This is a genomic window from Leptolyngbya sp. BC1307, from assembly GCF_002286735.1.
GTDB lineage: Bacteria > Cyanobacteriota > Cyanobacteriia > Phormidesmidales > Phormidesmidaceae > Phormidesmis.
The window spans coordinates 123,161-149,203 of sequence record NZ_NRTA01000004.1 but is presented as its reverse complement, the minus strand read 5'-3'; the positions used below and the strand labels follow the sequence as shown (position 1 = coordinate 149,203).

22 protein-coding genes are annotated in these 26,043 nt (G+C 54.5%); 6 read left to right on the top strand and 16 right to left on the bottom strand.

Going from position 1 to position 26,043, the window contains the following annotated elements:
- Nucleotides 1–81: 81 nt before the first annotated feature.
- The 3 genes from CKL79_RS04095 to CKL79_RS04085 all read right to left on the bottom strand — a co-directional run bounded on the left by CKL79_RS04095 (nucleotide 82) and on the right by CKL79_RS04085 (nucleotide 2,147).
- Nucleotides 82–1,083: a DUF5357 family protein gene (locus CKL79_RS04095; RefSeq protein WP_121968314.1), complete on the bottom strand. Its 1,002-nt coding sequence runs from the start codon at nucleotides 1,081–1,083 to the stop codon at nucleotides 82–84.
- Nucleotides 1,083–1,670 carry a filament integrity protein FraC gene (fraC, locus tag CKL79_RS04090; protein WP_141242145.1) on the bottom strand — a complete coding sequence of 196 codons (588 nt, stop codon included), beginning with the start codon at nucleotides 1,668–1,670 and terminating at the stop codon, nucleotides 1,083–1,085. Before fraC ends, CKL79_RS04095 begins: the two co-directional genes overlap by 1 nt.
- Before the next feature lie 204 nt (nucleotides 1,671–1,874).
- On the bottom strand, nucleotides 1,875–2,147 hold the full coding sequence (locus CKL79_RS04085) for a hypothetical protein (protein ID WP_121968312.1): 273 nt from the start codon (nucleotides 2,145–2,147) through the stop codon (nucleotides 1,875–1,877).
- A 493-nt stretch (nucleotides 2,148–2,640) separates the two neighbouring features.
- Here CKL79_RS04085 and CKL79_RS04080 point away from each other — a divergent pair, with 493 nt between their 5' ends.
- Nucleotides 2,641–3,771, top strand: a complete 1,131-nt coding sequence (locus CKL79_RS04080; protein ID WP_121968311.1) for a cob(I)yrinic acid a,c-diamide adenosyltransferase — start codon at nucleotides 2,641–2,643, stop codon at nucleotides 3,769–3,771.
- Between the two features lie 24 nt (nucleotides 3,772–3,795).
- Here the strand turns inward: CKL79_RS04080 and CKL79_RS04075 are convergent, their stop codons facing one another.
- Entirely contained in the window at nucleotides 3,796–4,773 is a 978-nt protein-coding gene (locus CKL79_RS04075) for a hypothetical protein (protein ID WP_121968310.1), read from the bottom strand.
- 233 nt (nucleotides 4,774–5,006) lie between these two features.
- Entirely contained in the window at nucleotides 5,007–5,873 is an 867-nt protein-coding gene (locus tag CKL79_RS04070; RefSeq protein WP_121968309.1) for an alpha/beta fold hydrolase, read from the bottom strand.
- Between the two features lie 114 nt (nucleotides 5,874–5,987).
- On the opposite strand from CKL79_RS04070, the gene CKL79_RS04065 reads away from it, so the two are divergent.
- From CKL79_RS04065 to CKL79_RS04055, 3 genes are all read left to right on the top strand, one after another.
- Nucleotides 5,988–6,422 (top strand): hypothetical protein, encoded by a 435-nt coding sequence (locus CKL79_RS04065; RefSeq protein WP_121968308.1) that lies wholly within the window; start codon nucleotides 5,988–5,990, stop codon nucleotides 6,420–6,422.
- A 140-nt stretch (nucleotides 6,423–6,562) separates the two neighbouring features.
- Nucleotides 6,563–6,910 (top strand): hypothetical protein, encoded by a 348-nt coding sequence (locus CKL79_RS04060; RefSeq protein ID WP_205878988.1) that lies wholly within the window; start codon nucleotides 6,563–6,565, stop codon nucleotides 6,908–6,910.
- A 327-nt stretch (nucleotides 6,911–7,237) separates the two neighbouring features.
- Complete coding sequence (locus CKL79_RS04055; protein WP_121968307.1) at nucleotides 7,238–8,113, top strand: glycosyltransferase family 2 protein; 876 nt, start codon at nucleotides 7,238–7,240, stop codon at nucleotides 8,111–8,113.
- 21 nt (nucleotides 8,114–8,134) lie between these two features.
- Here CKL79_RS04055 and ilvN read toward each other — a convergent pair whose 3' ends face one another.
- From ilvN to CKL79_RS04005, 10 genes are all read right to left on the bottom strand, one after another.
- Nucleotides 8,135–8,653 carry an acetolactate synthase small subunit gene (gene ilvN / locus CKL79_RS04050; RefSeq protein WP_121968306.1) on the bottom strand — a complete coding sequence of 173 codons (519 nt, stop codon included), beginning with the start codon at nucleotides 8,651–8,653 and terminating at the stop codon, nucleotides 8,135–8,137.
- 106 nt (nucleotides 8,654–8,759) lie between these two features.
- A complete protein-coding gene (locus CKL79_RS04045) occupies nucleotides 8,760–9,410 on the bottom strand; it encodes a biopolymer transporter ExbD (protein ID WP_121968305.1) in 651 nt (216 codons plus the stop codon).
- A gap of 39 nt (nucleotides 9,411–9,449) precedes the next feature.
- Nucleotides 9,450–10,181 (bottom strand): MotA/TolQ/ExbB proton channel family protein, encoded by a 732-nt coding sequence (locus CKL79_RS04040; RefSeq protein ID WP_121968304.1) that lies wholly within the window; start codon nucleotides 10,179–10,181, stop codon nucleotides 9,450–9,452.
- A gap of 244 nt (nucleotides 10,182–10,425) precedes the next feature.
- A complete protein-coding gene (gene lpxB, locus CKL79_RS04035) occupies nucleotides 10,426–11,604 on the bottom strand; it encodes a lipid-A-disaccharide synthase (protein ID WP_121968303.1) in 1,179 nt (392 codons plus the stop codon).
- A 59-nt stretch (nucleotides 11,605–11,663) separates the two neighbouring features.
- Nucleotides 11,664–12,482 carry an acyl-ACP--UDP-N-acetylglucosamine O-acyltransferase gene (lpxA, locus tag CKL79_RS04030; RefSeq protein WP_205878987.1) on the bottom strand — a complete coding sequence of 273 codons (819 nt, stop codon included), beginning with the start codon at nucleotides 12,480–12,482 and terminating at the stop codon, nucleotides 11,664–11,666.
- 361 nt (nucleotides 12,483–12,843) lie between these two features.
- Nucleotides 12,844–13,344: a 3-hydroxyacyl-ACP dehydratase FabZ gene (fabZ, locus tag CKL79_RS04025; protein ID WP_121968302.1), complete on the bottom strand. Its 501-nt coding sequence runs from the start codon at nucleotides 13,342–13,344 to the stop codon at nucleotides 12,844–12,846.
- Between the two features lie 275 nt (nucleotides 13,345–13,619).
- Nucleotides 13,620–14,540 carry a UDP-3-O-acyl-N-acetylglucosamine deacetylase gene (lpxC, locus tag CKL79_RS04020; protein ID WP_121968301.1) on the bottom strand — a complete coding sequence of 307 codons (921 nt, stop codon included), beginning with the start codon at nucleotides 14,538–14,540 and terminating at the stop codon, nucleotides 13,620–13,622.
- Nucleotides 14,541–16,814 (bottom strand): BamA/TamA family outer membrane protein, encoded by a 2,274-nt coding sequence (locus tag CKL79_RS04015; protein WP_121968300.1) that lies wholly within the window; start codon nucleotides 16,812–16,814, stop codon nucleotides 14,541–14,543.
- A 301-nt stretch (nucleotides 16,815–17,115) separates the two neighbouring features.
- Nucleotides 17,116–17,880, bottom strand: coding sequence for a phosphoribosylaminoimidazolesuccinocarboxamide synthase (gene purC / locus CKL79_RS04010; RefSeq protein WP_121968299.1), 765 nt, complete (start codon nucleotides 17,878–17,880; stop codon nucleotides 17,116–17,118).
- Between the two features lie 41 nt (nucleotides 17,881–17,921).
- On the bottom strand, nucleotides 17,922–20,480 hold the full coding sequence (locus CKL79_RS04005) for an adenylate/guanylate cyclase domain-containing protein (RefSeq protein ID WP_121968298.1): 2,559 nt from the start codon (nucleotides 20,478–20,480) through the stop codon (nucleotides 17,922–17,924).
- Nucleotides 20,481–20,622: 142 nt separating this feature from the next.
- On the opposite strand from CKL79_RS04005, the gene CKL79_RS04000 reads away from it, so the two are divergent.
- Together CKL79_RS04000 and CKL79_RS03995 are read left to right on the top strand one after the other, a co-directional pair.
- Nucleotides 20,623–21,579 (top strand): NAD(P)-dependent alcohol dehydrogenase, encoded by a 957-nt coding sequence (locus CKL79_RS04000; RefSeq protein WP_121968297.1) that lies wholly within the window; start codon nucleotides 20,623–20,625, stop codon nucleotides 21,577–21,579.
- A 326-nt stretch (nucleotides 21,580–21,905) separates the two neighbouring features.
- Nucleotides 21,906–22,289, top strand: a complete 384-nt coding sequence (locus tag CKL79_RS03995) for a glutamyl-tRNA amidotransferase (RefSeq protein WP_121968296.1) — start codon at nucleotides 21,906–21,908, stop codon at nucleotides 22,287–22,289.
- Nucleotides 22,290–22,323: 34 nt separating this feature from the next.
- Here the strand turns inward: CKL79_RS03995 and CKL79_RS03990 are convergent, their stop codons facing one another.
- The gene (locus CKL79_RS03990; RefSeq protein ID WP_121968295.1) at nucleotides 22,324–25,953 is read right to left on the bottom strand and encodes a hydantoinase B/oxoprolinase family protein; all 3,630 of its coding nucleotides are present in this window, start codon (nucleotides 25,951–25,953) and stop codon (nucleotides 22,324–22,326) included.
- Nucleotides 25,954–26,043 lie beyond the last annotated feature (90 nt).

Sequence of the window (26,043 nt, the reverse complement as noted above, 5' to 3'; positions counted from 1 at the left end):
ATGTCAAAGTAGACTCCATCACTCACCTTTTGAGTATTTCTTTTGCTAACAGTGCCCAAAGCAGTGTTCTCGATTAACGGGCTAAGGATCACCCGTCCACTGCACTACGGGCGGCTCTTCGCCACAGTCTACAGCGGTAATTTGAGAAGTTGGCGGCGGCTGGTCGGCTTCTGTGGGGACTGGCCGAAGCCGATCTTGCGGCACAATTTTGCAGTCTTTTTCTAAAAAGAAACGCCGGTCGCGGGAAACTGGCCCCAGCCATTGAGCCTGTAATTTCAGCAGGTAGCCGTCGCCTGATCGCTTAATCGGGGGGACTTCAATTCGCCAAAACGACTTTTCAGCGGGGGCAGAAAATGAGTTGACCGTCCGCTGGGAGATGGCTTCGAGGCGCTCTTGGCGAGTGTAGAGCCAGCGCTCAGTCTGATACCAGGGCTGGCCATTCAGCTCTTCGGCAATGGCATCGGCAGTGCTCTCTAATAGTGGGACACCCTGAGGCTGCTGGTTGCGATCAGCGTTAAAGTCAGTGACAAAAGCGCTTCTATCTAAGTCACTAACCAACAAACTGGGGTAATTAGACACCCAATCTTGCACCCGGAAGCAAAACAAAATCCAGCTGGTCAGCAGGAGATTGATCAGCAGCGTCATGAGCAGCGCTGAGCGGTCATGGCTTTTGGGCAGCTTGGCCTCTAGCTCCCAATTAACGAAATAGGGCAGTGCCTTAATCGTTGTAGAAATCAGCGGCCAACTAGAAATCGACCAGCGCAGCCGATCAGCCGTTGACCAGGGCTCAAATAAAAACAGACACAGCACCGCGCCGGTAATCCAGGGACTGATCGAGAAGCCACCGACTCGGACGGGATTTTCGGATAAGGCCCACCAGATGGCTGAGACTAGAAAGATCCAGCTCAATGTGCTGAGCAACTCAACCTGAAAGGGCTCTTCCTCAGCGCTGAGGGTTTCGAGCGCAGTCGCTGTCAGGAGTGAGAAAAGGCTGAGCAGCAGCAGGGTTTGCCAGGCGAAGTAGCGATCTGGCCAGAACAGCGTTCTCATCTGTTCGCCGATGTCTCGCAGCATATCTTGCATTAGACCCAGTCCTCCGCAAAGGCTCGTAGCAACAGCAGTAGCAAAATGGCACTAAAGCTGGCGGCATTGGCCAAAATCACCGTATCGGTAAAGTCAGAAACCGCCTGTTGCGCTTCGTTGCGACCTTCGCGAGCGCGGGCGTAGCGCTGGTCTCGCGGCAGCTGAGAAAAGGGCTTAGTCGTTTTAGGCACTCCCCAGGTGCTGTCTGAGCGCATGATCAGCTCCAGTCCTTTGGCCTTGATAAAAAATGTGACAAAAAAAGCCACCAGCCCCACTGCAAAAATCGTCCCGCCTGCTTGGGCTGTCCAGCCGTTGAGTAGCAGTCGGTCGAAGAGTACATAGCTGATAATCTGAGCCTTGAGGGGCGGCGGCGACAGCGGCTCGATGATCAAAAAGGCGGCCCAGCCAACGACAACCGCTGCCAGGTTGATTAAGAGGGTGTATTGCACACTGGTCTGAAAGCCCAGTCGCAGCCGCTGCCGAAAGATACCCGCCTCTATGGCGATCGCCACCATCAAAAATAAGATTTGAAAGGCGATCGCTCTCAGTGGCAATATCGGTTCGTATTCCATGACAGAGACGCGCATCAACTTTTTTACATACTTGCCATAGGGTATAGCCTGGCGGGTCGTTTGGGCTAGGTAGATGCGCGGAAACGCCTGGGTGTTAGCGTACCTATGCCCAGGCCAATCAAAGCGGGTCAATCAAACTGGTCAACCATTAAACTACCAGTGATCGGCCCATACACCAGTACACCATGAGCCCGCCCTGCAAACAGCCCAGAAAAAGCGTCAGCGCGTCATCCCAGGCCGGATGCTGGCGGCCCCTGCGAGCACCCGGCGGCGGCGTTTTGCCAGGTAAAAGCAAAGCAGCATCAGACAGAGGTAAAGTGATTCGGTAAACACGCCCGAGAGGATGAAGGAAACTGGATATAGCAGAAGATATTTAACCGCTAGCCGGGCCGTTTTGCAGTCAGTGTCTGGCTCGATCAGCTGGTACAGCAGATAGCCAGAGACCAGCAGACAAACAATTAGAGATAGAGATTCCAGCGAAGAAGTATTCACCTCCGGTCAGCTGGCCCAAGAGCTTCATCAGCAAAAGGTAGAGCGGAAAAAAGGGGAAATTGGTCTGACCTGGATTGCCAGGAATGCTGCTGACTGTGGAGTAGCCGTTTTGAGCAATGTCTAGATACCAGTACGAGTCCCATACGCTCCAGATATCTAGCCATGAATACTTTGACCAGCTAAGTTGCTTGCCATACCCGGTATCTAGCACTCGGCGCGAAGTCACCCCGATCAGAGTTGAAGCAAGCCTGGTAGAGAAAACAGCAGGAAAATATACCGTATTTCAGGGATTATCCTCCGAACCTGATTTTTTTCATAGGACTTTCTATCGACAGCGCTCACAACGGCGGCCCAAACCGCTTTTGACAACAAAAACTATCTGGCCGTTGAAATAACAGCGAAGTCTGCGCTGTTAAACTAAGAACCCGTGCAGTTCTATTTCGCAGTTCTATTTCTATATACAGCCCGCTCCGGCCTTTCTCAGAGCATTACTATGCCTAAAGCTATTGGCATCCGCACTGCCCAAACGACTTCCGAACGCCTCACCGGTCAGATTCATCTTTACGACGGTGAAGGGAAAGGCAAATCGCAGGTAGCGCTGGGCGTGGTGCTGCGCTCTATTGGCCTGGGCATCCATCACTTTATGCAGAGCCGGGTGCTGCTGCTGCGTTTTCTCAAAGGGCCAGGGCGTACCTATGACGAAGATGCCGCGATTGAAGCGCTGCAGCGAGGCTTTCCGCATTTAATCGACCAGGTGCGTACCGGGCGGGCTGAGTTTTTTGGGCCGGAGGCGATTACGACCTTTGACAAGCAGGAGGCACAGCGGGGTTGGGATGTAGCTAAAGGGGCGATCGCCTCTGGCCTTTACTCGGTGGTCGTCCTTGATGAGATTAACCCGGTGCTAGACCTTGACCTGCTCTCGATTAGCGATGTGGTCAAGTCGCTGAAAAATAAGCCTGAGCATCTAGAGATTATTGCCACTGGTCGCGGCGCACCCCCACAGCTCATAGAGATTGCTGATTTGCACTCAGAGATGAAGCCGCAAATCCATCAGAGCGCCGCTGATATGGGCATCGAAGGGATTGAAATCTATACCGGTGACGGTAAGGGCAAGTCTACGAGTGCGCTGGGCAAAGCTTTGCAGGCAATCGGGCGAGGCATCGGTCAAGACAAGTCTCACCGGGTGATGATTATTCAGTGGCTAAAAGGCGGTCAGGGCTATACCGAAGACGCAGCGATCGCTGCCCTGCGCAAAAGCTATCCGCACCTGGTAGACCACCAGCGCTGCGGTCGCGATGCGATTGTCTGGCGCGGTCAGCAGCAGCCGATTGACTATATTGAAGCCGAGCGGGGGTGGGAACTCGCGGGGACGGCGATCGCCTCAGGTCTCTACAAGACGATCATTCTAGACGAACTTAACCCCACCGTAGACTTAGAGCTAATCCCGGAAGAGCCGATCATTCAGACGCTGCTGCGTAAGCCCAAAGACACCGAGGTCATTATCACGGGGCGCTGCAAAAATCAGCCGGCTTACTTCCAGCTAGCGAGCGCCCACTCAGAGGTGTTTTGCCATAAGCACTATGCTGAGCGAGGCATCGAACTCAAGCGCGGCGTTGATTTCTAGTGATGGTGAGTTATGTGATCCCGGTTAGCTAGCTGACCGCAGAGTTTCGGTGTCGGGAAGGTCGCCAAAGATCTGCGTCGAATAGTGCCAGATCTCCTCGTTTTGAAAGAGCTGACGAAAGGCTGGGTTATCGGCAAAGTGTCGCCAGCGATTGGTCACATCTAAGCACCCGGCCTGACCGCTGTGACGAGTGCCGCTAAAAGAGCTGCCGCCGCCTAAAGACGGGACATGCCTCAGCCCAGCATCGGAAAATACTAACCCTAGCTGGTCTGCTAGCTCGCGCCGGTAGTTGACATCAGCAAACCACCGGTTGTAGTTAATGCAGACCCGGTCTGGCTGCAGGTAGCCGCTCTCGCCCGCAAATTCTCTGGCGTACGCTAGCCACATATCTACCATAGAGGCCGTTTTAGACTTAGTCTCTATAAAGTTTTGCTTCAGGCGGCTAGCGAAGAGATTGAACGGGTCACGCAGAATCAAAACGTCTAGCTGCTGGGCACTTTTACCCAAGTAAAGCGTGCGGTTGCGCTCAAAGCGAGGCTGAGTTACCTGCTCTAGGCCCCAGTCTTCGTAGCTGAGAATCAAGCAGTCACGCTTGATCAATTCTCCTGCGGCCTGTCGCTGATAGACGGCGGCCATCTTGCCATGCTGAGGATGGTACCGGCGCAGGTTGTTAGATTTATAGCGATACGGGTTAGTACCCGCCGCGACATTATTGAGATGGTAGGTGGTGCCTGGCTGCTGTCGCTCTATCCAGGTGATGATGGCGTGGTTGCCCGTGCGGCGCATCCCCACGACGCGCAGCTCTTTTTGATTGATAATCTCTTGGGGTTGCGATCGCTGAGCCAACTGCCGTCGCCAGTCAGCCAGTGGATACACCAGCGATTGAGTTGCTCTATAGCTGAGCTGATTTAGCCGACTGGGAACCTGCGCAGAACCTTGATGGGTGTGAGCAGAGTTAGTAGAAGCGGAGCTGGTAGAAACACGGTTGGAAGAAAGCAGCATTGTTGTTGAAGCGTAGGGGCGTACAGCTTGCAAAACCCATAGAGCCATAGTGCCCACGGGCAAATGGCTTGAGCAGACTATTTTAAGTAGCTTAAGATAGCGTACCTATACTGGCTAGCGAGTATTCAGCATCACACTAGGCTGCGACCAGCGTATGAGCATTTTGAGTCTGCGACTACTTTCTATGGGTAGAGACGGTGGGTAGAGATGGCACTCGCTATAGCTGACAATTGCTATAGCTGTATCCGACGCAAAAAAGGCACCATTGTTTCGCTGACTTTTTCGGCCCAGTCTTCTTGAGCATAGTGACCAGTCTCTTCAAGTCTGGCGATTTCTACGTTGCTGCCTGAGTTTTGGGCAAAGGTTTCAGCCAGGGTCACGGGTAGCCACTTATCGGCCATGCCCCAGGCAATCAGGGTGGGCACCGGCCAATTTTCAAAGCCCTGATCAATATCAGCCAGGGTCTGTTTGAGCTGCAGTTGCTTGATGGTGGCCAGTAGCGATCGCCCCGCCTCTGAACTCTTTAAAAACGGTCGCCGGTAGATGTCGAGGTCCAGATCAGCAATTTCGTAAGGGCCAGCGCCCTCCAGGGTGCGGTCTACCAGCAACGGATCTTGCGTGAGCATGTCGCCCACCAGGGGTATGCCCATTTGAGCTAGCTTAAAAGGTAGCTTAGCCGCTGCTGTCAGGGGCGTGTTTAAAATCACCAGTCGCTCAATTTGCTCAGGATGCTGCGCTGCATAGAGCAGACCGGCTGAGCCTAAGAAGCCCTGCACAACCAAATAAAAGTGCTCAATCTCTAGTGCCTGCAGCCAGCTTTCTAAGGCTGAGACAAATGCCGCCGGGGTATAGGCAAACTCGCTCTTCTCTGGTTTGGCTGAAGCGCCGTGACCAATCCAGTCGGGGGCGACAGATCTCATCCCAGCCGCCGCTAGCTGCGCCATCACCCCGCGCCAGCTATAGCTCTGAGAAACCAGGCCGTGCAGCAGGACAACCGGCGGCCTGTCAGTTTTATTCATTGGCACGGCTTCCCGGTAGGCCCACCGCAATCCGCCCGCCTCGCAGGCCCGGTCCATAATTTCTACCGCGCCAACTTTCATCGTTTTACCCACCCTGCTGCTGTCGTATGAGCTTACCGCTCTGTCAATCCCTAGAGCAAATCATTAGGATGCTGTGAAAATGCTAGGGTAGATAAGCCGACTTCTCCGTATCCCATGAGTGTCAACCCCTCTACCGACCCGGCCATCACTCGCCTGCAAGAGATTCGCCCCGAGTTACTGCGGCTGCACAAAGCTCTGCTAGATTCGGAGCGCATTGTCTACGAGCAAAGCCACGGCCCCATTGCCAATAGCGGCGAGTTTTTTCGCTTGGTGATCGAAGACCCAGCTTTTGACTGGCTGCGCCCGATTTCTAAATTCATCGTTCAGATAGACGAGCTGCTTGACTTGCGTAAAAAAGACGCTGTTGAGCCTGAGAGCGCTGCTATCTTGCTAGAAAAAGCTCGCCTCATGCTCAAACCCAACGAGCATTCTTCTACCCCGCTCGGTGAGCATTACTTTCAGGCCATTCAGCGGGATCCTAACATCGCGCTGATGCACGCCGATATCGCTCAAAAACTGAGAAGTCAGTCTCCCCCAGCGGGCAGATAAAAGGCAGCGCCGTTCACTTTCTTGAACAAATCTATAGTATTCATGAAATTCATTGAATTTCTGCGAAGACCCGTTCCCTCCCTGAGATAAGAACCTTAGGATCGATGAGGAACTGGTGACTGCCTCAGGAGATTTGGCCTTTGATAGATTACGCTCTTCAACTTATATTTGTGCTGCTCGCCAGGCTGGTTGTTTTAATTCGCCCGCTGGTGCCTGCTGTGTGCATGGTGCTGGCTTGGGGAACGCTGGCATTAGCGGCTTGGACTTTAGTTGCCGCTGTTCGCAGTGCCCTAGACAATGTTCGCCAAATGCATCAAATTCCCTGCGCCCGCTGTTGCTATGCGACTCGTGACTACCGCCTAAAATGCTCAGTGCGGCCAGTTGAGGCATTTTCGGAGCAAGCGATTGGCTGTCAAGATTTTGAACCGGACGGTAGCTATCCTTACCCGGCTTCTCTACCGTCCTCGGAGCCTGTCTCTTATCGGTAGGTGGGGTTCGAGTCGGTTGGGCGAAGTGGTTGCTCTCTGTCCCTTCTGTAGGGCTGACCTGGCTAGCAGCCTGATGGTGCTTTCATAATCTGAGGTGAAAGTTTATCTAAAATTAAGAATGGGGCAGCGGGTTAGTGTCTGCGATTAGGAATACTGCTTTACCGCTAGATTTTATCTGTAGTTTTTACATATGTAGTTTTGACGATGACTGAGCTACGTACTGATGCCTGAGGCTAGCATCTGATACTGTCGGGATGTTGAGGGAGCTGCTAGTAAGTACGGATACGGCTATCTATTCCCTCCCTTTAGGGTCAAAAATAATCTTACATGTTCTCAATCTTTATCCTGACTCACAACGAAGAGTTGGACATTTCCGCCTGTATCGAGTCAGCTTCCCTGTCAGACGATGTGATTGTAGTGGATTCTTTTAGCAGCGATCGCACGCTTGAAATCGCTCAGAGCTACGCTCACGTACGCACCGTACAGCACGCCTTTGAAAGCCACGGCAAGCAGCGCACCTGGATGCTGCGCCAGATGCCGACTAAGCACAACTGGGCATATATCTTAGAGGCCGATGAGCGGATGACGCCAGCGCTGTTTGCCGAATGCGAGGCGGCGGCGACTTCAGGTGAGCATGTAGGTTACTACGTGGCCGAGCGCGTCATGTTTATGGATAAGTGGATTAAGCGCAGCACCCAATACCCTCGCTACCAACTCAGACTGCTCGACAAACAGCAGGTTTGGTTTGATGACTATGGTCACACCGAGCGCGAAGTATTGGCTGGATCGTCTGGCTTTCTCCAAGAAACCTATCCACACTACACCTGTGGCAAAGGCTTTAGCCGCTGGATAGAAAAGCACAACCGCTACTCTACCGACGAGGCTCGCGAGACGGTCAGGCAGCTTTCTGAAGGTAAAGTCCGCTGGAAATCAATCTTTGTCGGCAAATCTGAGGTAGAACGCCGCCGGGCGCTAAAGGATCTATCTTTGCGCATTCCCGGTCGGCCGCTGGTGCGCTTTTTTTATATGTACTTTTTTCTAGGCGGCGTTCTCGATGGCCGCGCTGGATTTACCTGGTGCGTTCTTCAGGCTTTTTATGAATATCTCATTCTGCTGAAGGTATGGGAGATGCGCCATGCTGAGCCGCCGAGTCAGTTGGCTGAAGCGCCCACAGCTAGCACGACTCATTCAAAAACGGCTTAGGGCTCTATCAGCCCTGGCCTGCTAGACTCTGCTCTCTAAAGACTTGAGATATTCTGTATTGACGCCAGACTCGCGGGTGAGGGCAATCTTGCCGGTGCGAGCGATTTCTGTAATGCCAAAGCGGTTGAGCACCTGCTCGATGGCGACCATTTTGCCGGGGTCACCGACGACTTCTAAGGTGAGTGACTCTTCAGAGACATCGACAACGCGGGCTCTAAAGATTTGGGCGAGGCCGACAACCTCAGAGCGGTTAGCCCCATCCGCGTTGACTTTTAGCAGCATCAGCTCGCGTTCAACGCTGGGGGTTTCGGTGATATCTTGCACTTTTAGCACGTTGATCAGCTTATATAGCTGCTTGGCGAGCTGCTCAATCACCTGATCATCGCCCGGTACGACCATTGTGATGCGAGAGATGCCAGCCTGCTCAGCGGGGCCGACGGCTAGGCTTTCAATATTGAAGCCCCGACGGGCAAACAGGCCCGCAATTCGGGTCAAAACGCCCGCTTCGTCTTCAACCAATACAGAGAGCGTATGCTTCATGACAATCAAGCGGGCGATCGCCCGCTACCACAGCCTGTTACTTTAACTTCGCTATCTTAGCCCGATTAGTGACCTGTGCTACTAAGAATCGGACAGAGACAGCCGGCTAGGGCACAACCGGCTGAGGCGAGTTAGGATCTGGCGCTGGCGGTGCGAAAGGATCGGTAGGGGCAGAGGGAGAAATCGGGGGTAAGCCATTAGGAAAGGCGGGCTGACCGTCGGTGGGGAGGGTGGGATCTAACCCGTTGCTGCCGGGGGGAATGTCCTGCGGCGAGAGGGTTCCCTGGTCACGCAGCACATCTTCTAGGGTGGAGGTGCTTCCCTGGGTGGGGTCTAAAGAGGTATCGCTGGGCAGGGTGGCTAACGCAACGCGATTGCCCCCAACCGAGCGCAGCAGGTCCAACACCTGAATCACGTCTTCATAGCGGGCGCTGCGGGAAGCGTATAGCACTATCGTCCCATTGGGGGCAATCTGCTGATGCTGAACCAGCACGTCGTACAGCAGACCGAGCGGCACGGCACTTTTATCGACATAGACCTGACCGGAACTATCGACGCTGACGTAAAGGCGATCGCTGCTGTTGCCCTCTATCGGTGAGCTGCTGTTTACCGCTGGCAGATCTAGCTCGATGGCCTGCTGCCGGGTCAACCCGACCGCCGCTAAGATAAAGAACGTCAAAATGCAAAAAATCACATCGATCATCGGCAGAATCTCAATCTGCACATCTGACGGGCGACTGTCTAGGTCAACTTTCATAGGGCTTTAGGCAAGGGGGTTCGGCGAATAGAGGCTGCTTTAAAAAGCTGCGGGTGGCTTATCTGGGGAGGGTGGGGGCACATCAACTAGCGGCGAAGGCGGTGAATTAGCCAAGTTTTCGCTCAGCAAGCTGGGCTTGCCGTCTGTATAGGCCCAAGCCTGGCGATACAGCAGCTCTAGCTCATTGCCCGACAGCTGAAATACCTTCGCTTGCCCAAAGACAAATCCCTGAAACAGCCGGTAAAAGGCCAGGCTGATGATAGCAATCACCAATCCGGTCGCTGTACTAATGAGCGCTTCGCCGATGCCTAAGGCGGTGCCTGCTGTCGCATCGCCAACGCCCAAGTCGTTGAGGTCGATGGAGCCGAGAGAGTTGATCAGGCCGACGACGGTACCGAGCAGGCCCAGCAGCGGCGATAGGGCAATCACGGCCTCTAAGACTTTTTCGCCCCGGCGCATGGTGGCGAGTTCTTCACTGGCAGAGGTTTCTAGGGCTAGGCGGAAGACTTCGGGAGCTGGATCTTTGAGCTTGAGCGCTGAGAACAGGAATCGGCCCATCGGTAGCTGGTTGGCCCGCTGGGAAAGGCTGGTGGCGGCTGACCATTCGCGCCGGGCCGCTTCTAGCACTCGCCCTGAGACCTCGCGCTCACGGGTCAAAATCTTGGACCAAAACCAGATCCGCTCGATGATGGTGCTCAGCGCCAAAATCGATAAAAAGAGCAGCGGCCACATCGCGATGCCGCCCTGTCTGAACAGTTCTGAGATATTCACTCCTCGCCTCCTAACCAGCGAAGCGCTCTGATGACTGCTGATACGCTTGGGGTATTTGCGCTTCGTTGCCCGCCTGTCAGTTGGGCCTTATGCATACAGAGCACTGCTATTTTCTGACCTAGTGTAGTGCATAGCGGCTAGCCCTCACCCATTTTATGTACACTTTTTGATTTGGGTGCAGGCAGCGGATTGAGCGCCACTATTTTAGGTGTTTAGGAGGCGTTTGGCAGGTGTCTAGGATGTCTTAAATCCGGGTAACCGGCAGCATGTCTAAGATTTCATTAGCCGCGCGATCGCACACGCCGGGTTCTCCCATCGCCTTTCGCATTTGCCGGTAACCCGCTAGCATCTGCTGTCGCTTGCCCTCGTCAGTCAGCAGCTCTAAGGCGGCGCGGCTAATTTTTTCGGGGGTAGCGTCCCACTGGAGCAGTTCGGGGACAATCGGCTGATTTTCCATCAGGTTAACGGGCGAAACATACTTGCCGGTAAACCGCACGATGTATTTGGCGATGAAGCCGGTCAGATGACTGAGCCGGTAGGTGACGACCTGGGGCACGTTCAGCAGGGCGACTTCTAAATTGGCGGTGCCTGACTTGTTGATGACCAGATCGGCGGCGGCGATCGCCCGCTGACCGTCTGCTTTACTGACGAGCTGCGCGTTTAAGCCATAGTCACGGACGGCCTGGGCGATTACCGCTTCAAAATCGGGCAGCGAGGCAGGCACCAAAAACTTCACGCCAGGCTGCTGCGCCTGTATCTGCTGCGCGGCGGCAAACATTCTCGGCATGATGTATTTCAGCTCTTGCTTGCGCGAAGCTGGTAGAAGTGTGACAATCTGAGCTTCTGGCGCAATGTTTAAGGCGGCTCGTGCCTCATGCTTTGGCATCGGCTCTGCCAAAATATCGACCAGCGGATGACCCACCCAGCGCACATTCGCCCCGGCCTGCTGGTAGTAGGTGGCCTCCTCCGGAAAAATCGCCAGCAGCTTATCGCTGACATCCAGCACGTTTTGCGTATCTCTTTTAGTCGAAAACACCCACTGCTGCGGCGCGATGTAGTACACCAGCGGTACCTGAGGCAGGTGTTTGCGAATAAACTTACCTACAGCAACGTTGGGCGTAATGTAGTCCAGCAGCACCATCAAGTCGGGCGGGTAATCGAGCAGATATTGGTTGATCTGCTGCTGTGCCTGTCGGCCCTCTAGTAAGTAAGGAATTGCCTCAATCAGGCCGATGGAGCTTAGCCGAACAGTATTGACTAAGACTTTAGTGCCGGCAGCTTCCATCTGCTGGCCACCGATGCCAACGACCGTCAGATCTATGTTGCGTTTAGCCGCCTGCCGATGCAGCGCACTGACCAGCAACCCGCCCTGTAGGTCGCCGGATACTTCACCGGTATGAATAAATATTTGAGCGCTTTTCACAACTGGTTTTCGCTGCTGGAGAGAAGGTTTTAGAAATGTCTTATAAATGCGGCAATCAGCTATTTTTTGCGTCCAGGAATCGGGCCCCTGCGACCTTTTTCGTCGGCAGAAGCGCGCAAAAATTCGTAGAGGTGTCGGACGTGGTGATTGTCGGACATGGCCTCCAGTTTGGCAATGGCTTCTTCTAGCGTCAGCCCCGAGCGATAGAGAATGCGAAACGCTTCTTTAAGGCCTTTGTATACCTGGCCATCGGCTTCTTTGGCGATACCCGACCGGCTCAGTAACACTTGATTAAGCCCTCGGACGCGCGATGGGTTGCCTTCTACCATGGTGTAGGGCGGCACATCTCGTTCAATCCGGCTCATGCCACCGACCATGGCGTAGCGGCCAATATGCACAAACTGATGGACGCCGACTAGACCACTCAGCCGGGCGTACGCTTCAATCTGTACGTGGCCGGCAAGGGCAACTGAGTTGGCAATAATCACCCGGTCGGCAATGTCGCAGTTATGGGCAACGTGGGCATAGGCCATGATCAAGTTGTGATTGCCGAGCCGGGTAACTTCGCCGAGTCGGGTGGGGCGATTGATGGTGACGCACTCGCGGATAGCGTTGTCATTGCCAATCTCAACTAGGCTCATAGAGCCGTCATATTTTAGATCTTGGGGCTCCAGGCCAATGGCCGTGTGCGGAAAGATGCGATTGCGATCGCCAATTTTGGTGTAGCCATCAATAACTGCATGCGCCCCAATAGTGGTATCTGCACCAATCGTGACTTTTTCGCCAATGACAGCATAGGGGCCAATGCTAGCGCTCGGATGGATTTGGGCACCAGGATGGAGAACAGCAGTGGGGTGAATCAGAGTAGTCAAAGCCATGCCTCCAGCAAAGCCGCCGAATGAGTAGGGCACATAAAAAAATCCGTGAACGGTTGGAAATGACTGTAGGTTCGAGATGACTATAGAGGTTAATCCACCCCTCAGGTCAAACCTGCGTCAATCCTGCTATCAATTTTGCCAAGCAACTGTCCAAAAGGTGGCTTTCTCAACAGTGTAATGACTCAGGTGTGTTCGCTAGTCTGATCGGTTGGCCAATTTGTCGGTCGGTCCATTGGCCGCTCACTAGTTGCTTACTGGCGACACGGCGACTACTGCCAGTGAGATACAGGCCGATATGGGCCTTGGCAAACCGGCCAAATCTGTCTCCCCGGCTCTTTTTGTCTAATTTAACCCCAGCTAACTAATCGACAATTGAAAACATCAAAACCCCTTCGCAAGCTACCTGGCCATCCACTTCGGCCCGCGATTTCATCTTGCCAAATCGCAGCCGTTTGATGGTTATCAGTTCTGTGGTGATAATGAGCTGATCGCCCGGAATGACAGGTCGCCGAAACTTGACTTTATCGATGCCAGCAAATACGCAGAGTCCGTTTACTCCCGGCACCTGGCTAAGGACAACGCCGCCGACTTGAGCCATCGCCTCGACAATGAGCACCCCTGGCATAATCGGTCGCCCCGGAAAGTGCCCCTGGAAGTGAGGCTCATTAAAAGTGACATTTTTGAGCCCGACGGCGCGCTCTCCGGGCACATACTCAGTAATCCGGTCGATCAGGGCAAAGGGGTAGCGGTGGGGTAATAGCTGCTGCAGCTCTTCGAGCGTATAGCTACTAGGTGCTGCTTCATCAGTTGAGCCGTTGTGAGCAGCGGTGGCCTCAGCGGAGGCGGGAACACTCGTTGACATAGACATGAAAATTAGTTGAAACGGCAATCGAGCCAGCGGCCTATCGGCATAGGCGCTGACACTTCCTGGCACCTTTGCGATCGCTTGAGCGCGGATCTACACTCAGACGGCGCTCAGACGGTAGGCAATAGGTCTGAGGTCAAAACTCAGCAGAGCTTGCATAAAGCTCCTCACGATTCTGCCATTAGACGGTGCCTGACGCTACGAGGAAGCTAAAAAAGGCACCGCGCAGATCTTGAAAGATTAGGATCTCGAAAGATTAGGATCTCGAAAGACTAGGCAGATACTGCGCCTGAAAGAGGCAGAGCGGCCTCTAGCTGTCGGGCGAGCTGTACATGCAGCGTGTGGCTAGCTTTATAGGCGACGTAGTGAGCTTGGGGAATGTCGCCGAGCAGACTCAAGTCACCGATGAGATCGAGCAGCTTATGACGGGCCGGTTCGTTATCAAACCGCAGCGGTGGGTTGAGCCAGCCGTCTTGACCGCACACCAGCGCATTGTCTAAGCTGCCGCCTTTGATGAGCCCCTGGCCGCGCAGGTAATCAATTTGGTGAGCCAGCGCGAAGGTGCGAGCTGGGGCAATGTCTACTGCGAAATCACCGGCCCCCGGCGACCAGCTGTGCCACTGGTTGCCGATCGCTGCTAAGTCAAAGTCTATGCCATAGCTAAAGCGCAGCTCACTGCTGGGAAAAGCTGTCACAAAGGCGTCGCCAGCCTGAACCTGGACGGGCTGACTGACCGCTGAGCGATGTTTTTTGGCCGCCGATTGAGAGGTCGATCCCGCGGAGGCGATCGCTGCTATCCAGGCTTTTGCCGACCCGTCAAGTAGCGGCAGCTCAGGGGCGTCAATCTCAATCCGGACATTGTCTATTTCTAGGGCAGCGATCGCTGCTAGCAAATGCTCCACTGTGCGGACAGTCGCCTGCTGAGGTGGCGCACCTATCCCTAGCTCAGTCGAGAGCTGAGTCTGGATCACATTGGCAACTTCAGCCTTAATGCGCGGGGTTCCCGGCAGGTCGGTGCGGACAAAGTAGCGGCCCTGATTGGCTTCTGCTGGCAGCAGACGGACAGTTGTTTGCTGCCCGAGATGCAGCCCAACGCCGCTAGCGCTGGCCGGAGCCGCCAAAGTTCGCTGAGCCGGTAGAGACTCCGCTGCCTGACTGTCTGCTGTCAGCGCCCCGGCTGATAAACCTACCATTTAGAAGCGCTCTCCAAAGCCAAAGTGGAAACGGCTGCCCTCATCGCTCAGGCCGTAATCTAGCCGCAGCGCACCCAACGGTGTTTGCACCCTGACCCCGGCCCCATAGCCAAAGCCGTTGCCGGGCTTACCCCGGACGCCAGCCGGATTGCCCGGCACCGAGTCACCTGATCCGAGATCGGTACCGTAGTCAGCAAACAGCGCCCCGCTCAAAAATTCACTGAACAGCGGAAAGCGATACTCTGCTGTGCCTAGCAAGAACGAGCGACCCGAGCCAACGGCTCCTTCTTCGTAGCCGCGCACAGAGTTACCGCCGCCCAATGGGAATGCCTCGTAAGGCGGCAAATCACCTAGCACCGTGCCCCCTTGCAAGTTGAAAGCAAAGGTTTCACCGCCGCGATCTGAGTTAAAGAAGTTGACAGGGACGTACTGGCTGTAGCTAGCTCTGAGCTTATTGGAGAAAATGCTGCCGTTGCCGATGGGGACTGACTGCTCGGTGCCCAAGCGCAGCAGGCTACCGCTGGTAGGCTGGATGGCGCTATTACGCCGATCTCGCACTGCACCAAACTGCACAGTGAACCGATCGTCGCGTCCGGAGCTGCTGGCCGTAAGCTGGTTGCCAAGCTCATCGACAGGGGAGACGCTAGAGTCAGCATCTAGCAGCGCTACCCGCTCGTATTGAGCGCCCAGGGAAAGGGAGAGGCCATTGTCTAAAGGACGGCTAAAGCTCAAGCCAGTGCCTAGGCGGTTCAGTCGGGGGGTATCGCCATTGGGCAGATTCACGTCAATGGGGCCGTTATCAAAGATCAGCGAGGTCGCCCGGCGATTGAACAAGCTGGTCGTGTAGGAGGTGCGGTAGGGGTCACCGGCAATCCAGGGATCGGTAAAGCTGAGGTCAAAGAGGAAGTCGCCGCGCGTGGTCACCCGGCCTTCTGTTCTCAGCTTTTGATTGTTGCCGCCAAAGTTATCTTCGTTATAGCTGAGCTGGCCAAACAGATCGCCGCGTAGGTTGAAACCCAGAGAAGCGCCGATAGATCCCGTATCACGCTCGGCAATATTGACAATCACCTTTACTTTGCGCGGATCTTCGTCACCGGGATCGAGCGATAGGCGAATGTCTTCAAAAATTCCCAGGCCAAAAGCGCGGCCTAAGTCTTGCTGAATAGCGTTTTGTTGGAAAACGTCGCCTGGCTGAGTCTGAAACTCACGAGTGACGATGAAGTCGCGGGTTTTACCGCCGATGGGGTTGCCGTTTTCATCGGTGGCTTCGCCATCGGCGGTGATGTAGCGTACCTCGATGGATTCGATTTCGCCCTCGGCTACGATGAGGGTGACTGTGCCGTCATCAGAGATTTGGGGCGCGGCGGTGACTTGAGCCAGCACGTAACCATTTTCCTGATACCAGTCATTGAGATCTAGCACCGCTTCTTGAAAATTTTGCAAGTTTAAGATTTGGCTGTACTGGTCGCCGAAGATTTCGTCAATTGTTTCGTCGGGCAGTACCTGACGGTTGCGAATTTCTACATTGGTTAAGACGGGGTTGGGCTCGACAAAAAAGGTGACTTTCACTCCTAACGGGGTGTCTTCGGGGGTAGCCTGCACGTTAGAGAAGAAGCCTGTGCTGAAGACGCGGTTGATGTCTTCTTGTAGCTGGCTGCGGGTGGCGGTGCGACCAGGCGTTGTGCTGATGGCACGATAAACGGCGTCAACTAGTTCGGGCGGCAGCGGCTGATCGTTAGTAGAGACGACATCTACTTCTGAAACCAGTACTCGGGTCTCTTCGGGCTCGGCAGCGGCGGGGTCTGGGCTGACCTCAGCAGGGCTGGCTTCGTCGGTTTCTGTCTCATCAGCCGGTGCTTCAGCCGGTGTTTCTGGCATTACCTGGTCAGGAACTGCAGGCGTTGGCTCGGCTGAGGAATCTACTTCGGGGAGAACTTCGATCTCAGCATCGTCGGTGGGTACGGGAATTTCTAAGAGGGGCTGAGCGTTTTCGTCATCGTCGGGCGATGGGAAAGACGGTTCAGGAATGGGCGCTGGGTCTTCTATCTGCTTGGTTGCGCCGCTCTGTAGCTGCGCTAAGGACATTTTGGGCGCTAGGGGCTGCTCGACGGCAGGCGCTAAACGCTGGCCAGCAGCTTCAGTGATTAATGAAGGGGCAGTCTGAAGGTTTTCCTCAATCGCATTGACACGAGTCGTCTCAGCTGACGCCTGACTGGGGAAACCGGCGATCGCAACCAAACTGAAGCAGGCCACAAGAGCCGGGGAAACACGCATAACCACTTAATCCTTGTATTCCTTGTATTAGAGTCACTCCTCACAGCGCGCTTACCGGCTGTTGCCTCAGTCTTTCATGGCCTGCGGTATAAATTCAGACTGAAAGGGCACATCAGGTCAGTAAGGCTTGAATCATCCAGACTGGGGGTAAGGCTGCGAACAAATGTACGGCAGACCGGGACTTGACTGGAATAAATCAATTCGGAAAGATCTTACCCTACTGTCAAGCTGGATACGAAAATTCACTGTGACAGAATTGCAGGCTGCACGTTGAGGGGGTAAGGGGTAAGGGGGATGAGACTCAGGCAGGGTTTTCTAGCTGGGCGGCGATGCGTTCGAGGACTGCCTGGTAACCGGCGGCGACGTTGCCGAGGTCTTGCCGGAAGCGGTCTTTGTCCATCACGCGCTGGCGTTCGTCGGGTTGGCTAGTGTCCCACAGGCGACAGGTGTCTGGGCTGATTTCGTCGGCGAGCAGGAGGGTGCCGGCTGAGTCGGTGCCAAATTCTAGTTTGAAGTCTACGAGGGTGATGCCGCAGCGGGTAAAAAATTGGCTCAGTATGTGGTTGATAGCTTCGGCTTTTTGAGTGAGTTCTGTGAGCCTTTCGGGGGAGGTAAGGCCCATGGCAAAAATGCGATCGCGGGTTAGCAGCGGGTCACCGAGATCGTCGTTTTTGTAGTAGAACTCGACTAAAGACGGCTCCAGCTTTGTGCCTAAAGCGATGCCGGTCTGCTTGCAGAGGCTGCCAGCGGCCAAATTGCGGACGACGACTTCTAGCGGCACGATCTGGACCCGCTTAATGCGTTGCTCACGCTCGCTGGTGGTTTCTAACAGATGAGTGGCGATGCCTTGCTTTTCTAATAGGGCGTATAGGTAGGCGGTAATTTTGCAGTTGATGACGCCTTTGTTGAGAATTTGCCCTCGCTTTTGGGCGTTGAAGGCGGTGGCGTCGTCTTTGAAGTAGGTGATTAAGACTTCTGGGTTATCGGTGGCATAGATGATTTTGGCTTTGCCCTCGTAGAGCTTTTGGCCCAGGTGGTCGGCGGAGGGAGCTGGAGAATTGGCCATGGGATCTGCTAGAGAATGAAAGCAACCTGCCCATTATCTCGCTATTTTGTCTTCATGACGTGGACCCCATTCCAGTCGGTGGGTGGAGGCGTATGCAAGTAGTTTTGGGCGCGGTCTAAGTGCAGGGTCACGGCCTGGTCGTCGGGGCGGAGGGCTTGGGCGGAGGTAAATAGCAGTACGGCAGACTCAAAGGCCATGGCTTTGTAGGCTTCTTGCCCTTGGGTGTAGAGTTCTAAAAAAGTTTTAGTCTCGGGGGGGAGCGGCTGAGTGCGATCGCCAATCAGCTCATAGATCTTCACCGGCTCTAGCTTGCCTTTGACCCGAATGAGATCGAGCTCTCGCACCCAAATTTTGTCCTTACAGAGATCGTAGGTGTGTTCGCTGAGGACGATGTCGCAGCCGTACTGTTTGGTAATGCTCTCCAGGCGGGCGCTGAGGTTGACCCCGTCGCCGATAACGGTGTATTCCATTTTGCGCTGTGAGCCGATGTTGCCGGAGACCACTTCTCCAGAGCTGAGACCGATGCCAATGCGCAGTTCTGGCTGACCCTGGGCCAGGCGATCGCGGTTGAACACCACCAGCCGTCGCCGCATATCCAAAGCTGACTGCACGGCGGCCCAGGCATGGTTTTGTAGCGGGAGGGGGGCCCCAAAAACCGCCATCAGCGCATCGCCAATAAATTTATCGAGCGTGCCCTCGCAGTGAAACACCGCTTCGACCATGGTTTCAAAGTACTCATTGAGCATGGAGACAACGGCTGCTGCTTCTAGCGCCTCAGTAAGAGTGGTGTAGCCGCGAATATCGGAAAACAGCACCGTTACGTCTTTGCGCTCTCCGACCATCAGCACGTCTTCGCCTAGCGCCATCACTCGCTCTGCCACACTCGGGGTCATATAGCGGTAAAGTGTTGTTTTCATTCGCTTTTCCTGGCTGATATCTTCGAGCACGACCAGCCCGCCGCGCACGCCGCCATTCGGCTCACTCAGCGGGCTTACGGTCAAGTTGATGCTGCGGTTCCAACCCATAATTTGCTCTGATTTCATCAGCCGGTCAGCTGATCCCCACAGGCGATGAGATTCGCCGTCGGGCACAACCAACGCGCAGCTGCCAGAAAGATCGTAAGCCACCGATACCGTCAGCGACTGCTCGGGTACATAGTGCCTCGCCCCCGTTTGCAAGCTGTCTTCTAGCCGCTGCTGGAGTCGCTCTATGGGCACGACATCCCACAAGCACTGGCCGCGTAGTGACTGTTGCCACTGCCGGGCGATCGCTGCATTCACCCGGTTTTCACTATTGGCATTGAGACCGCCAGGCAAAACTTCGCTCAGCTCGCCAGTCGGGCAGCCGAGCAGCTTCAGCGCTGCCCCGTTAATCGTGACAATCCGCCCGGCCATATCGGTGGAGATGACGGCGTCTGACAGGCTCTCTAAAATATCTTTTTGATATTGCTTCTCTAGCGAGATTTGGCGGAATAGCTGCGCATTATCTAGAGCGATGCCTGCTTGGGTATTAAAGGCGCGCATGAAAGATTCATCGAGCTGGGTGAACTGCCCCTGGAGTTTGTTGATCAGCTGGCTGACGCCAATGAGCTTGCCGCTAGAGTTAAAGACGGGCATGCACAAAATATTGTGGGTGCGGTAGCCGGTTTTGAGATCTGACGAGACATCAAAGCGGGCATCGCGGTAGGCGTCCATGATGTTTAGCGTTTCACCCGTGGCGGCGACGTGGCCGACAATACCTTTATCGGCGGGTAAGCGCAGGTCAATGAGCGTTTCTCCATCGGCACTTTGCACTTGTGACCAGAGTTCATTGTGGGCTTCATCTAGCAGCCACAGCGTACTGCGGTCGGCCTGCATCAGGTTACGGGCGGCGGCCATGACCGATTGCAGCGTCACTTCTAAGTTCAGGCTTTGCTCCATTGAGGAGATTGCTTTGAGCAGTGCGGCGACGCCTTTTTGATTGCGGGCGGCCAGGTAGAACGACTGACAGCTCTCTAGCAAGATGCCAATGGAGGGGGCAAAGCGAGCAAACCGGGCTTCGTCTGCTGCGGAAAAGGGCTGTGTGCCGATTTTGTTGAGTAGCTGGGCGATCGCCACCACTTTATGGCTGCTGCTGACCACTGGCATACATAAGATATTGCGGGTGCGATAGCCCGTCTGCTGATCGGTCGCGTCGCTAAATCGGGGATCGGCGTATGCCTCTGGAATATTCAGCGTTTGCCCGGTAGTGGCGACATAGCCAGCGATCCCATGATCTAGAGGCAGTCGAATTTCCAGGCAGCTACTGCCCTGTTCCATACCCTGGGCGATCTTAGACCACAGCTCTTGCCGGTCTTCATCGACGATAAAGATGGTCGTGCGCTCTGCCTGTAAAATCTGGCCAATTTTCAGCGTGAAGGTCTCAAGCAGTTCGTCGAGCATAGGCTCTAGAGACTGATTGTTAATGAGATCAATTACCTTGAGAAACTGCTTGAAGTCGCGAGTAGTGCGATCTAAAAAGGCAATAAAGTCAGGAATGGAGAGATCTTGCACCCGCTCGGATAATCGGCCATGACTGTGCTGGGAGAGCGCCAAAAAAACACTGCTAGTTGACTGAGTCATGATTGCTAGATTTTTTAAGAGTAGGCACCTTACACCCGATAGGTTTCCCGTTCGCTAACGCTGCTATGCTTCACCCTGCAGGTTGATGATCTTTCAGCAGAATTCAAGCAGCCTGTAAAACAATACAAGCTTTGGACATGATATGAGAGCTGCGGTCATCTATAGCTACGGTACGCCTGATGTTTTGCAGGTGGCGGAGGTAGCAGCGCCTGAGATTAAGCCCGATCAGCTGCTGGTCAAAGTGTTTGCTAGCAGCGTCAATCCGATTGAGTGGAAAATGCGCAAGGGAATGCTCAAGCTATTGACAGGCAGCGATTTTCCGATGATTTTGGGATTCGATGTGTCGGGTGAAGTCATGGCGACGGGCAATCAGGTAACTCGGTTTAAGTCAGGTGATCGGGTTTATGCCCGGATGGATCAGCTGACGGGCGGAGCCTACGCGCAGTATGCGGCTGTCTCGGAAAAAGTAGCAGCGCTAAAGCCGACGAACATGACTCATGAGCAAGCAGCAGCAGTGCCACTAGCAGGCATGACGGCGCTGCAAGCCCTGCGGGATGAAGGCCAGATCCAAGCCGGGCAGAAGGTGCTGATCAATGGGGCCTCGGGTGGGGTGGGTACCTACGCGGTGCAGATTGCCAAGGTGCTGGGAGCGGCTGAGGTGACGGGCGTTTGCAGCGGTAAAAATAGTGAACTGGTCAGGCGACTGGGCGCGGACCGGGTGATTGACTATACGCAAGCGGACTTTACGAAGGGTGATACTCGGTACGATATTGTTTTTGATGTGGTGGGCGATCGCTCCCTGTCTGACTGCAAATCGGTATTACAGCCGCAGGGCATCTACGTCACGACGCAGCCCTACCCCGGCAACTATCTCAAAAGCTTTCTCAGTGCTTTGTTGCCAGGGCAAAAGTATAGAGTGATTTTGCTCAAGTCTAAGCGCGAAGATCTAGACTATCTCACACAACAGATTGAATCTGGAAAAATTGAATCTGTTATTGATCAAACCTACTCACTAGAGCAGATTGCTAAAGCGCACACTCACGGCGAGACTGAGCACACGATTGGAAAGAATGTTATCTCGATCACTGATCATGAATAGGTCGAACGTTCCGCTTTATGCGTTTTGCTGCGTAGGGCGTGATTAGGACTGTGAATGGCAGCATATTGAGCAGAAATGGAAGATTCCGTTGCATGAGTCACCCGAGCGGAGGCATCTGAGCGGAGGAGAAGATCGTGTGATGGCGTAAACAATTGCGACTGGTTTCAATACTTATGTGTGTGCACATTGCCAGAGTCCTGCGACAGCGCCAAGCAGTAGAGATTTCCGCCCGGAACGGGGATCTGCACCAAAAATGATATCTACAATACAAAACGAAGTGTGGCTTTTCTCAATTCTAAAGGGTAAGAAGAAAGGATGAATGACACATGATAGCTACCCTGAAGCTGGCGGTGAACGGCACCCTGATGAGAGACTTGGCACTCAATCCTAATCTGCTGAATGTTGGTGCCACATTTGAACGAGAGGCTAAAACCGAAGCAGCTTACCGAATCTGGTCTGTTGACGATCGCTATCCAGCCATGATCAAAGTGAAAGCAGGCGGCATCGCTGTTGCCCTAGAAGTGTGGCAGGTGCCGCTGGCCGGGTTGGGCATTGTGCTCTCGCAAGAACCACCTGGGCTCGCCATTGGTAAAGTGATGCTAGAAGATGGAGAAGAAGTCTTGGGTGTAATTGGCGAACCGCTGACGGTAGAGGGGAAAAGAGAGATCACTCAATTCGGCGGCTGGCGAGCTTACCAAGCCGAGCTGTAAAAGACCCGGGTGGAATAAAAGGGATAAATTGACTTTATGGATTGCCGAAGCCGCCGCCACCTGGGGTTTCGATGACGAAAGTATCGCCTGCTGCCATTTCGACGGTAGCCGTGCTGCCGAGATCTTCGCGGCTGCCGTCACGACGCTGAATCCAGCTATGGCCTACCTTTCCGGCTGCGCCACCGGCCTGACCAAAAGGCGGGACGCGCCGATGGCCCGAGAGAATGGCGGCTGTCATGGGTTCTTCAAAGCGCAGCCGCCGAATGACGCCGTGACCGCCCCGGTGATGCCCCTGCCCGCCGCTGTTTGGGCGGATGGAGAAGCTTTCTAAGTGAACGGGAAACCGCCATTCGAGTACTTCCGGGTCGGTGAGGTGAGAATTGGTCATGTGCGTTTGCACGGCGTCTGTGCCGTCGAAAGTGGGGCCAGCTCCAGAACCGCCGCAGATGGTTTCGTAGTATTGGTAGCGCTGATTGCCAAAGGTGAAGTTGTTCATGGTGCCCTGCGAAGCGGCTAGCACTCCTAGCGCGCCGTATAGCGTATCGACAATGGTTTGAGAGGTTTCTACGTTGCCAGCGACCACAGCGGCTGGGTATGTAGGGTTGAGCAGACAGCCTTCGGGGATGATGATCTCTAGCGGTTTGAGACAGCCTGCATTGAGCGGAATGTCGTCTTCTACTAGCGTTCTAAATACGTAGAGAACAGCAGCTTTGCAGATGGCAGCAGGGGCGTTGAAGTTGTTTTTGAGCTGGGGTGAAGTGCCCGAAAAGTCGATGGTGGCGCTGCGGTCTTCTGCGTGAATGCGAATGGCGACTTGAATGCGATCGCCGCTATCCATCTCATAGGTAAAGTCACAGTCTCTGAGCCGGTTGATCGCCTGCCGCACAGCCGTTTCTGCATTGTCTTGTACATAGCCCATATAGGCTTGAACGGTATCGAGTCCATACTGTTCTAACAGCCGCCGCAGCTCCTGTATGCCTCTCTCATTGGCGGCGATCTGCGCCTGCAAATCGGCAATATTTTGGGTTGGGTTGCGCGCCGGATACTGCCCTGAGGTCAGCACATCGCGTAGCGCGGCCTCTCGAAATTGTCCCGATTCGACTAGCTTAAAGTTATCTAGCAGTACGCCCTCTTGCTCTACTGAGGTACTGTCAGACGGCATCGATCCGGGTGTGATTCCGCCAATATCGGCATGGTGTCCTCGTGAGGCGAGATAGAAGATTACGTTGTCTTGCCCCTCTTCAAATACAGGCGTAATGGCTGTGATATCGGGTAGGTGCGTGCCGCCGTGATAAGGATTGTTCAATATATAAACGTCTCCCGGCTGAAGAGACTTACCGTGGCTGTCCATCAGCGATCGCACACTCTCGCTCATTGAACCTAAATGCACTGGAATATGGGGCGCGTTGGCGACGAGCTGCCCGTTCTGGTCAAAAATGGCACAGGAGAAGTCGAGCCGCTCTTTGATATTTACCGAGTAACTGGTGTTTTGTAGCGTGGTTCCCATCTGTTCGGCAATGGAGCGAAAGAGATTGTTGAAGATTTCTAGCATGACCGGGTCGGCACTCGGAATCACACGACCGGCGCTGATGTCGGTATCGGCTATAGCGCCATCTGGGGCCTGATCAGTGAGGATGAGATAGTTGCGATCGCTCACTTTGGCCCGCCAGCCCGGTTCAAGCACGTTGGTTCCGGTCGCTTCGACAATTAGCGCTGGGCCAGAAATCTCATCTCCCGGCTGTAAGTCAGCCCGTTGATACACCGGCGCTGTGTGCCAGTCATCAGCGGTATATATTTTTACTTGAGTAATCGGTTCGACCATGGCCGACTGCCGCTCTACCCGGAGTTCGTTTATCTTCTCTGTCTGGGCCACCACCTCGATTGAGAGGGCTTCTACGATTAGCCCTTTGCCAGCAGCTACAAAGCCATAGCGCTGCTGATGTAGTGTTTCAAACTGTTGTTGCATCTTATCAGCCGTGTCAAAGTTGACAAGCAGTGCCGAGTTGGTGCCGTCGTACTTGAGATGTACCCGCTGCTGGGTTTTGACCTCGGTAGGCTGAACTGACTGCTGAGCGAGTTCGGCCTCTGCATCGGCAATCAGCTCAGAGAAGCGCGGCGACAAGTCTAGTTCAGCGGTCAGCGGGGCTTCTACCGAGCCTTCTTTGAGCACTCGCAGCTCAGCTAGCCCGATGCCGTAAGCAGAGAGCACCCCGGCGTACGGATGGATCAAAATTTGTTTCATGCCCAGCGCCGTCGCGATCAGACAGGCGTGCTGGCCGCCCGCGCCTCCAAAGCAGCAGAGGGCGTATTGAGACACGTCATAGCCGCGCTGCAAGGAGATTTGCTTAATCGCACTGGCCATTTTTTCCACTGCGATGCTGAGAAAGCCCGAGGCGACGGCGGCACTACTGCGGCCATCGTCAATTTCAGCCGTGAGCTGCTCAAATTTTTCAGCGACGATCTGCCGATCTAAGGGGGCATCGGCGTTTTGGCCAAACACCCGAGGAAAAAAATCGGGCTGAAGTTTGCCGACCTGCACATTGCAATCGGTCACAGTCAGCGGCCCACCTCGCCCGTAGCTAGCTGGGCCAGGATTAGCCCCGGCAGAAGCCGGCCCGACCCGGTAGCGACTGCCATCATACTGCACGATCGAGCCGCCGCCCGCCGCTACGGTGTTAATGGCCATCATCGGCGTGCGCAGCCGCACCCCGGCTACTTCTGCCTCAAAGGTACGCTCGTAATCGCCTGCATAGTGAGCGACATCTGTAGAAGTGCCCCCCATATCGAAGCTGATGATTTTCTCGAACCCGGCAAGCTGGCTGGTCTTAACCGCGCCGACAATACCGCCTGCTGGCCCTGAAAGAATGCTGTCTTTGCCCTGAAAAAAACGGGCGTCGCTAAGACCGCCGTTAGACTGCATGAACATTAGCGGTGGAATATCAGTGGGGTCTCTTTCCTCTCCTGCAATTTGGCTGGTCACCTGCTCGACATATCGCCGTAGGATTGGCGAAAGATAGGCATCTACAACGGTCGTATCGCCCCGGCTAACCAGCTTCATCAGCGGACTTACCTGGTGAGAAACAGAGACCTGCGTGAAACCAATTTGCTGGGTTAGTTTGGCCAGGGCTTGCTCGTGCTGAGGGTAGCGGTAGCCGTGCATGAGAGCGATCGCACAGCTTCGAATACCCGTATCATAAGCAGCTTGTAATTGTTTCCGAGCCGATTCTGCCTGCAAGGGCGTCAATACCTCACCCTGGGCACTGATTCTTTCTTCAATTTCTACTACACACGCGTAAAGCATCTGCGGCAGCACGATCTGGCGGGCAAAGATATCGGGCCGATTTTGATAGCCAATTTTGAGCGCGTCGCCAAAGCCCTGCGTGATGATGAGAAGCGTACGATCGCCCTGATGTTCTAACAGCGCATTGGTCGCGACCGTTGTTCCCATCTTGATCCCAGCAATCTGCTCGGCAGGGATAGGATCAGACGGGCCAAGCCCTAAGCAGTCACGAATTCCTTGAACGGGCGCATCTGAGTACTGTTCAGGATTTTCTGACAGCAGCTTATGCACTACAATCTCACCGTCGGGGCGCTTGGCTACTACGTCAGTGAAGGTGCCTCCCCGGTCGATCCAAAACTGCCACCGCCCGTCAGATTGGCTCATGTCGCTTTATCCTGCCGTTCTATTCATCGCTGCTGTAATTGGAAGCAATCGGTTGGCATTGATCGAGGCTAGCAGTCAGTTAGGTTTCGG